This is a genomic window from Tianweitania sp. (assembly GCF_032053605.1).
Classification (GTDB): domain Bacteria; phylum Pseudomonadota; class Alphaproteobacteria; order Rhizobiales; family Rhizobiaceae; genus Tianweitania.
Map to the genome: position 1 here is coordinate 9,905 of NZ_DAMBUH010000002.1, position 5,105 is coordinate 15,009.

Annotated in this window: 4 protein-coding genes; 3 read left to right on the plus strand and 1 reads right to left on the minus strand. The window is 62.7% G+C overall.

Translation table 11 applies throughout. The annotated features are described in order from the left end of the window. The 3 genes from RTX98_RS00745 to RTX98_RS00755 form a co-directional block, all read left to right on the plus strand. Positions 1–577, plus strand: a 577-nt coding sequence (locus RTX98_RS00745; protein WP_312793922.1) for an ABC transporter permease, incomplete at its 5' end; no start/stop codon positions are given. Between the two features lie 4 nt (positions 578–581). Beyond that, positions 582–1,442, plus strand: coding sequence for an ABC transporter permease (locus tag RTX98_RS00750; protein WP_416223038.1), 861 nt, complete (start codon positions 582–584; stop codon positions 1,440–1,442). Continuing rightward, the gene (locus RTX98_RS00755) at positions 1,439–3,172 is read left to right on the plus strand and encodes a peptidase M14 (RefSeq protein ID WP_312793923.1); all 1,734 of its coding nucleotides are present in this window, start codon (positions 1,439–1,441) and stop codon (positions 3,170–3,172) included. Before RTX98_RS00750 ends, RTX98_RS00755 begins: the two co-directional genes overlap by 4 nt. 8 nt (positions 3,173–3,180) lie before the next feature. Here the strand turns inward: RTX98_RS00755 and RTX98_RS00760 are convergent. Further along, positions 3,181–5,105, minus strand: a 1,925-nt coding sequence (locus RTX98_RS00760; protein WP_416223039.1) for an ATP-binding protein, incomplete at its 5' end; no start/stop codon positions are given.

Genomic DNA, 5,105 nt, shown 5'->3' on the forward strand with positions numbered 1-5,105 from the left:
GCTGGGCATCGCATCTGCCACTAAGCGCGGCCGCTGGCCCGACCAGATCATCCGCGTCCTTTCGCTGATCGGCCTGTCCTTCCCGAACTTCTGGCTGGCGATCATGCTGGTGCTGGTGTTTTCCATCACGCTGCAATGGCTGCCGCCGAGCGGCATGGAAGGCTGGCGAAGCTTCCTGATGCCCGCGCTCACCATGGGCATCATCCTGACCGCGACCAATGTGCGCCTGGTGCGCACCGCGATGCTTGAAACGTTGCAGCAGCAATATGTGACTGTAGCGCGCGCGAAGGGGCTGTCCGAGACCATCGTTCTTTACAAACATGCGCTGCGGAACTGCGCGATCCCGCTGATCACCTATCTTGGGATCCAGTTCGGCGGGTTGTTGGGCGGCATCGTGGTGGTGGAACGCGTGTTCAACTGGCCAGGGCTCGGCACGCTGGCCTTTCAAGCCGTGGCCGACCGCGATTATCCCGTGCTGCAGGGCGTGATCGTCGTTCTGTCGCTGTTGATCGTTCTTGTGAACTTGATCGTCGACATCGCCTACGGGCTGGTCGATCCCCGCATCCGCACGGAGTAGGATCTTGAGCCTCACCGCAGATCGTCCGCAGCGCAGCGCGTCCGTGTTCCGCTCCTTTGAACTGGTTGCCGGCCTCGTGCTGGTCGGTGGCATCAGCCTGGCCGTGATCCTGTCGCCCTGGCTGTTTCCCGACAACGGCATGGGCGTGAACCTCATCGCACGTCTGAGCGCACCGTTCACCGATTGGAGCCACATCCTCGGCACCGATCCGCTGGGCCGCGACGTGCTTGGTCGCGTCATCTCCGGCGGGCGCATTTCGCTGTTGGTTGGCGTTCTTTCGGTCGCGGGCGGCGCGATCATCGGCGTCTTCATGGGCCTGGTGTCCGGCTTCTACCGCGGCGTGTGGGACATGATCGTCATGCGCTTCGCCGACGTCCAGCTGGCGCTGCCTTTCATCCTGCTGGCCATCACCTTCATCGCTATCCTCGGCGGCGGTTTGTTCAACATCATCATGCTGATGATCGTGTCGCAATGGGTGCAATATGCCCGGCTTGTGCGCGGACAGGTGCTTGCCTTGCGGGAGCGCGAATTCGTGTTGTCGGCGCGGTCGTTCGGCGTGTCCAACTTCAACCTGATCTGGCATCACCTTCTGCCCAATCTGCTTGGGCCGGTGATCGTGCTGATCACGCTGAACGTCGCCACCAACATCCTGCTTGAATCGAGCCTGACCTTCCTCGGTCTTGGCGTCGATCCGTCGACGCCGTCCTGGGGCGGCATGCTCGCGGATGGCCGCACCTATCTGCAAACGGCCTGGTGGGTCAGCGTGTTTCCGGGCCTCGCTATCCTGTTGACCGTGCTCGGCCTCAACCTTCTCGGCGACTGGCTGCGCGACCGCCTCGATCCAACCGGACGGACAAGGCAATGACCCTTTCCTTCTCGCAAAGCTTTCCCCGCACGCTGGACGCGCTTCTTGCCCGCTTCGAGGGCGCGACGGATACGCAGATCGAGGCCTGGCTGTTCGAGGGCAAGGCCGCTCGCCGTGCTGCTGAGGCAATGCTTGCCGCGAGCGGAGTGAAAGCGCGGCTGCGCTCGGCGTACAAGCCGCTGGTTCAGGCCTTCCTTGAAGACATCGATCTGACCGGCGCTGGGTCTGTCGCCGTCACCTATCCCGTACATGCCGACGCTGAAGAGCGGCGTTTCCTGCTCGAAGCCTATCCGCTTGCCGGTCTGATCCAGGTGCCGATCACCTTCACGCCGCGGAGCGACGATGGGCTGCATTACAAAGTGACGGTCACCGGCCGAGAGGGATCTGAGCGCACCACAGTCGTTGAAGCGCCGAACCGCGTTCATGTCGATCACACCGGCGCGCGGGTGCTTTCCCCCACCGGCTGGCTGCGCGTCAGTCGCGACGGCCAGACCATCGAAGATGGACGGCTCGAGACCGATTTCGAGATCCTGTTTGAAACGGCCATAGCGCAAATCGCGGGGCATAGCTGGGGCAGCACCGAGCCGTTCTTCGAAGAATTGCGGATCGAAGCAAGTCTGCCCTTTCCAGATGAACCGCTCGCCTTCGGTGAAGAAGCCATCAGCCTGACCGAAGCCCTGCACGAGGATCTTTACTTCTCCGGGCTGGAAATTTTCCAGGCGCGCTCTGGCCGCCCATCCGGCGACCGCGGGCTTCAGCCCGGCCGCATTGTGCCGGACATCCGGTTTTACGATGGGCCGCTGAGCCTCTCCATTGCGATGCGCATCCATCTGATCCGGGATGAGCCCCACTTCTCCGCTCTCCCGCTCGACACTGCCGGCGAGCCGCTGTCGTCATCGGACATCGATGAAGCTTTGCAGTCGATCGGCGGGAAACCGCTGGATGGTGAATCTGTTTGCGGCCGATCAATCGTCGGGCGATACCGCGAAGGATCGGACGCTCTTGTTCTGATCTCCGGCGGCCAGCACGCCAATGAACCGACCGGCGTGGTCGGCGCCCTGCGGGCGGCCGATACGCTCTCGCGCCGCAAGGCAGCGCACTTCGCCGTTCTACCGCTGGAAAACCCGGACGGCTATGCGTTGTGCGCCGAGCTGCGGGAAACACAGCCCCGCCATATGCTGCATGCCGCGCGCTACACGGCTTTGGGCGACGATCTGGAATATCGCGAAGCCGAGCCGCTGCATGAGCGCTCAGCGCGCGAGGCGTTCGTTGCCCGCGCGCAACCGGGTCTCCATGTCAATCTGCACGGCTATCCCGCGCATGAGTGGACGCGGCCGATGACCGGCTACATCCCGCGCAACTTCGCGCTGTGGACGGTGCCGAAAGGCTTCTTCCTGGTCATCCGCCATCAGCCCGGCTTTGCCGAACAATCCTGGCAATTGGTGCGCACTGTCACCGCGAAGCTGGCCGAAGTGCCGGGACTGGTCGCCTTCAACGAAAAGCAGATCGACCTTTACCGCATCCACGCCGGCGAACTCGGCTTCGAGGTCCTGCACGGCTTTCCCGTCACGGTGACTGAAGACCTGCGCCACAAGGTGCCGGTGACGCTGATCACCGAATATCCCGACGAAACGATCTATGGCGATGCGTTTCGGCTCGGTCACGAAGCGCAGATGCAGACGGTTCTCTCAGCCTATAATGCCTGGCAGGAGATTTCTGCCGTCTCCTGAGTGAAAGCTCAAGCCAATTCATGAACGCGAACGCTGGGCACCATCTGGGCAGCGATGTCGCAGAGGTGGCGGTGGTGGGTGAGATAGATCACTTGCCCTTTGGACGCCATTTCACCGAATAGGCGGAAGACCTCCTCCGAGCGGGGTTCGTCGAAGGTTTCCATGATGTCGTCGGCGACGAAGGGCACGGCTGGGCGGGCGCTGGCGAACTCTTCGTAGCCGGCCAGGCGCAGGGCCAGGTAGAGCTGGAAGCGGGTGCCTTTGGACATGTCGGTCGCAAGCTTTGAGCCGCCGTTTCGCGATAGGCCGATTAGCACTTCGCCGCTTTTTTCTGGCCGGGTTGCAAGGCCGGTGTAATCGTCCCGCGTCATGATGCGGAAGGCTTCGGACGCGCGGTTCATCATGGCGCTGCGATGTTTGTCGCGATAGGCGCGGATGGCGTGGTCGGCCAAAAGCCCGCCCGTTCGCAGACGCAGAAAGCGCAAGGCGAGGTCCTCGACCTGCAGGAGAACCGTCTTGCGCTCGCTTTCGATGCGAGCCACCGCGTCGTCGCCGCCGACAGCTGCCAGCCTGTCGGACGCGCGGGTTTTGTCGGCAAAAAGATGCTTGCCGCGCTCATCGAGATCATCCAAGCGGGCGGTGAGTTCCGCCTGCTCGCGCTGCAGCTCGGCAAGGTCGAGATCGGCTAGCGTGCCGAGGGCGGCGTCGAGCGTCGTTGCTTGTAGTTCGGCAAGGATCTGGTTTTCGAGCTTGCGCTGCTGATCCAAGCGGCGGCTCCGCTCCGAGGAGTGATCGAGTGCTGCCGAGACATCCTGCAGGGTTTCGACCTCGAAGAAGGTCGTGAGTTCAGCCTTCCGCGAGAGGTGCAATGCCAGGTCTTCGTTGAGGGCGGAGCGCTCGTCCTGGAGGCGGGTGAGGTCGCGCTCCTTTTCGCGGTGGCGCGCAAGTAGCGTTTTGGCTTCTTCGAAGCGCTGGGCGAGCTGCCTTGCGGCCCTCAGCGGAGAATTGGCGTCAAAGCTCTCGCCGAGTGCTGCATGGATGTCGGAAACGCGCTGGGCGAAAGCAGAGCGATCGGCTTCCATGGCGGCGATACGGTGCTGGATATCGGCGCGGCTGCGCAGTGTGGCGGGAAGATCCGTCAGGGCATCGAGGATTTCTCGCACGGCGCCGGGGCTCTCTCGCCGATCGGCAAACCAGGTTGCTCGGAGGGCGGACTGCCAGCGCTCGTCCCAGCTTTCGGCCGCGAGCCTGGCCTTGTCCAAGCCCTTGTTACGGATGGACAACTCTCCTTCGAGTTCCTTCAGCCTTTTACCTGCCGTGGCACGGCGGGTTTGATCGGCGAGGCTGTTTGCGAGCGTCGTCTCGGTCAGCTGGATGAGGGCAGGGAGGGGTAGATCGTCGGCTTCGATTGCGGTGGAGAGAAGCGTGCGGAGGCCCTGTTCTTCTCGGTTCAACTCGGTTTTTGCCGTTGCGATGGACCCTTGGGCGTCCTGCAGATCGTCAAAGGCGGACAGGGCGTCGGCGCGGTTTTTCAGCCAGCGTTCGAGCTGAGACAACCATGTGGCGAGGGATTGCTTTGGAAGATCAAGCTCGCTTGGGATGGCGTCGCGGATCTCATCGCGCAGCGAGTCGAGCGCGTCATTAGCCTCCCCCAGAAGCTCGCCATTGCGCGATATGGCGGCGTCGGCGAGGGCTATTTCACCGATATGGGAACGCAGATCGGCAAGATCAGCGGAGTGTTCGAGGCGCTTTTGGGCGAACTGATCGACAGTTCGCATACGCTCTTCGAACGTCGCGGCGGATGGGGGATCCAGTGTACCGAGATGGCTCTGCCATGCCTCCTCACGCAGGGTCAGGATGGCGGCAAGGTCGTCGTCGGCGATGGCACCGCTGTTTGATCGAATGATCTCCATCCGCGTGGCATGGTCTTGCC

What these genes read in the sequence shown, in the direction of transcription:
- RTX98_RS00755 (WP_312793923.1), top strand. Translation starts at nt 1,439, where the DNA reads ATGACCCTTTCCTTCTCGCAAAGCTTTCCCCGCACGCTGGACGCGCTT.